This window comes from Kitasatospora sp. NPDC047058, from assembly GCF_040643935.1.
Lineage (GTDB): Bacteria > Actinomycetota > Actinomycetes > Streptomycetales > Streptomycetaceae > Kitasatospora.
The window spans coordinates 1-3,720 of record NZ_JBEYVJ010000560.1 but is presented as its reverse complement, the minus strand read 5'-3'; the positions used below and the strand labels follow the sequence as shown (position 1 = coordinate 3,720).

General features: G+C 72.4%; 2 protein-coding genes and 1 pseudogene. 1 reads left to right on the top strand and 2 read right to left on the bottom strand.

Annotated features, from left to right (window positions below; translation table 11 throughout):
• Nucleotides 1-83 precede the first annotated feature (83 nt).
• On the bottom strand, nt 84-1,289 hold the full coding sequence (locus ABZ885_RS37395) for a hypothetical protein (protein ID WP_360199071.1): 1,206 nt from the start codon (nt 1,287-1,289) through the stop codon (nt 84-86).
• A 523-nt stretch (nt 1,290-1,812) separates the two neighbouring features.
• A complete protein-coding gene (locus ABZ885_RS37390; RefSeq protein ID WP_360199069.1) occupies nt 1,813-2,712 on the bottom strand; it encodes a TIGR03619 family F420-dependent LLM class oxidoreductase in 900 nt (299 codons plus the stop codon).
• On the opposite strand from ABZ885_RS37390, the pseudogene ABZ885_RS37385 reads away from it, so the two are divergent.
• A pseudogene (locus ABZ885_RS37385) lies at nt 2,711-3,229 on the top strand (transposase); the annotation flags it as partial. The gene ABZ885_RS37390 and the pseudogene ABZ885_RS37385 sit on opposite strands and share 2 nt — an antisense overlap.
• Between the last annotated feature and the right edge of the window lie 491 nt (nt 3,230-3,720).

The window sequence follows — 3,720 nt, the reverse complement described above, 5'->3', positions numbered from 1 at the left end:
GGCTGGGACTGGACGAAGATCTCCTCGTGCTCGTCGACGGCGACGTCGAGCGAGCGGGCGATCTCGCCGGCCGACCGGGCGGCTCAGGCCGACCGGGCGGCGCGCCGCTCGCGGGCGGCGAGCACGACGACGGCGGCGGCCTGCGCGAGGCTGAGCAGCATGAGGGCGAGCGAGTCGAGGCGGCCGGCCAGGGAGGCCTGGCCGGTCAGGCGCAGCCACATGTCGTGCAGCATGCGGTACGCGGTCGGGACGACGACCCCGGCGAACATCGTGAGGGTGAACGCGTAGCCCACCAGCATCAGCAAGGCGTACCAGCGCGCGACCCTCCGGTCGACCGGGTGGTGGGCGGAGAGGTCCAGCGGCGGCCTGCCGGTGACCCGCCGAACGGCGTTGCGCAGCACGTCGGTTGCGGCGGCGTGGAGGTTCACGCAGCCGAGGACCGTGCTGAGCAGGACGTAGATGTCGGTCCGCAGGTAGAAGAACCCCTGCCAGGCGAGGCGGAGTGCCGTGGCGTAGGCCATCGCGAGACAGAGCGACGCGGCCAGGTGGTTGGCGCCGCGGGTCACGTCGGCGGCCAGGGTGAGCACGGCGATCACCAGCGCATCGGCCAGCATGCCGGCCATGATGGGCAGGTAGCGCTTCCGGCGCGGCACGCTGACCAGCCCGTCGAGGGAGGTCTCCAGCACCAGGTAGGTCAGGCGGCGGCCGATGGAGAGCCGCGAGCGCAGGCCGAGCCGGCGGCCGGCCAGGGCGTGGAAGGCCTCGTGCAGGGCGAGCAGCGGCACCTGGCCGACGAACAGCATCAGCACGACGAGGGTGTAGGACGAGCTGAAGAACAGGTTGTCGACGTGCGGGACCAGCTCGGGCACCCGGACCATCTCGGCCACGGCGAGGGCCGTCACCAGTGCGTAGCCCACGAGGGCCGGTGGGCTGAACACCAGGCGGCCGAGACGCTGCCAGCGGACCGGCGCGGCCTGTCCCGCCGTTGCGTCGGCACCGGCGGGGCGGACGAGGTCGAGATCCACCAGCACCTCGACCAGGTCGGCGATGTCGACGCTCTCCCCGTGCACGGCCTGGTACTTTCCGGCGGCCTCGCGGGGCGTGAGGCCCTCGGCCAGCATCCGGACCAACTCGGCGCCGTCGGCGGGGAAGACGGCGTAGGTGTCGGTCTCCGGGCTGCCGATGGTGACCTCGTCGGCCTCCGGCAGGTACACGAGCTGACGGAGCGGTACCGGCCGGTCCAGGTCGAGGCCCGGGGCGGTGGGGCTGCTGTCCGTCGAGGAGTGCACGGATCCTCCTGCGGGAGGTAGGCGGAGGGGCGGGGCGGGAGTGGTGCCGGCCGGAGGATGCAGCGGCCGGCCGCCACCACGGTCCCCGTTTGCCCGGGGGGTTCGGTCAGTTCTGCACGACGCAGGACCACGGCAGGTACAGCGCACGGGCCGCACTGGTCAGACGAACCGGACCGGCCTTGCGGACGACGATCTTCTTCATCGCACACACCTCCTTCGGTGACTGAACATCAACAGCGCCATCAGCTGAGATGAATGACTCGCTTGGAGTCGTCCGCCTCAGCTTGGCGATGAACCAAGAGTGATGAGGATGTGGTGATCGAGTCAATGGATCGGGCCTCCCCGGCCTGACCTGCCTCCGGCGCCCCGAAGGAATGGCCAGGTCCGGGGCAGTGCAGGGGCCCGGGAGGCCCGTGGGCAACTAATTAACTGAAATAACGGCCACGCCCCCTGTGCTTCACATGTGCTGATCCCTCTCCACATGTGCTGATCCCGCAGGGCCGTTAAGGACCGCATCAAGCCGTCAGGCGATCCGGGGCATGATCTCGGCGGCGATCCACGCCATCGCCTCCGGGAGGTGGCCCGCCGCAATGGGCAGCCACAGCGTGCAGTCGGTGAGCCCTGCCTCGGCGAGTCGTCCGAGGTCGTCGGCGACGCTCGCCGCGGTGGGCGTGGCGCCGCCGAGGGGCCGTCCCGGTGGAGCGACGGCTGCCGGGATGCCGGGCGGGGTGAGGAAGGCGGCCGAGGCGAGGGTCAGGCGGTCGGCGGTGCCGGTGTCGGTGCCGGTGTCGGCCGCGAGTTCGCGCAGCCGCCGCCGCACGTCGGTGACCTCGGGGGCGTCGGCTCCGGTGCCGTACCAGCCGTCGCCGAACCGCAGCGCGCGGCGCAGGGCGGCGTCGCTGTGACCGCCGATCCAGACGGGCGGGCCGCCCGGGGTGGCCGGCGGCACCCCCAGCCGCGCCGCGCGCAGCGTGGTGAACGGCCCGTCGAAGTCGACGGGGCGCCGGGTCCACAGGGCCCGGGCGGCTGCGAGGTGGTCGTCGGTGCGGGCGCCGCGTTCGCGGGTGGGCACGCCGACCGCGTCGAACTCCTCCGGGTTCCAGCCCGCGCCGACACCCAGGATCAGGCGGCCGCCGGAGACGACGTCCAGCGTGGCGGCCTGGTTGGCGAGGACCAGTGCCGGGTAGTACGGCGCGACGAGTACGGACGTCAGCAGCCGCAGGCGCGTCGTCGCGCCCGCGACGGCCGACAGCAGGACGAGCGGGTCGGTGTCGAGCCCGAACCCGCTGTCCAGCAGGCGGTTGCCGACCGCCACGTGGTCGAACCCCAACGCTTCGGCGTGGCGCGCGGCGCGCAGCACGCTCGCTCCGTCGTCGAGCGGCCAGCGCGGCTGGAGGGAGACACCAAGGCGGAGCGGAGGCATGGCGGACCTTTCGGTGCGGGTCGGTCACCGCGGCGCCCGGACGGCCGCCGCGCTGCCACCCCCAACTGCCCAACCGGTCGTGCTCTTCCCACGGCTGAGGATCAGTCACAGCCTCGCCGTCGGAGTTCGCCTGACGACGCCGGCGCGGGCCCGCACCTGGGGACGCCGTGGCTGCACGCCCGTCGTCCGGGTGCGCGGCCGCTACCGCCGTCGGGTCTCGATCGCCGCCCTGACCTGCTACAAGCCCGGCGAGCGGTCCCGGCTGATCTACCGGCCCAGGCCGGACGACGGCCAGGGCAGGAGCAAGGGTCGCAAGAGCTTCGCCTGGAGCGACTACCGCGACCTGATCATCGCGGCGCACAACCAGCTCGGCGGCCCGATAGTCCTGATCTGGGACAACCTGAACACCCACCTGGCCGCCGGCATGAAGGAGTTCATCGCGGCCCAGGACTGGCTCACCGTCTACCAGCTGCCCCCATACGCGCCCGACCTCAACCCGGTCGAGGGCATCTGGTCCGGATGCCGCTGGCCGCGCTCTCCCAGAAGCTCTAGGACCTCTGCCCGCCGCAGGCCGCCTGGCCGCAGTTCCAGGCCCTCGCCGGCCGCCTGGCCCCCTGACCCCGACCGGTGGGCGGTCACGGGCGTCCGCGGGGCGGGGGCGGAGGTCCGCACTCCGCAACAACGGGGTCCCGGCCCGGTGACGAACCGCGTCCGGCCGTCGCCCCGGCTGGATCCCGGGGGTTACGGTGCGGCGACGCCGGAATCCGGAGAGGGAGAAGACCATGAGAGCGGTTCGGAGGCAGGCGGCCATGGCCGCCCTGGCGGTGTGCGGCGTGCTGGCGCTCACCGCCTGTCAGAACGGCGTGCCCAGCAAGGGCAAACGGGAGCGATGAAGCGGTGATCCATGGCTGCGTCAGTGGCTGTTGTCTTTCCGGGCTTGAGTGCTGCGTTTCTGCTGTTCAGGCATGGGGTCGGCGGTCTCGGGGAGTGGTGACCAGTCGTGTCGTC

Excerpts from the sequence above, each read along its gene's own strand:
- ABZ885_RS37390 (WP_360199069.1), bottom strand. The coding sequence starts at position 2,712 with ATGCCTCCGCTCCGCCTTGGTGTCTCCCTCCAGCCGCGCTGGCCGCTC.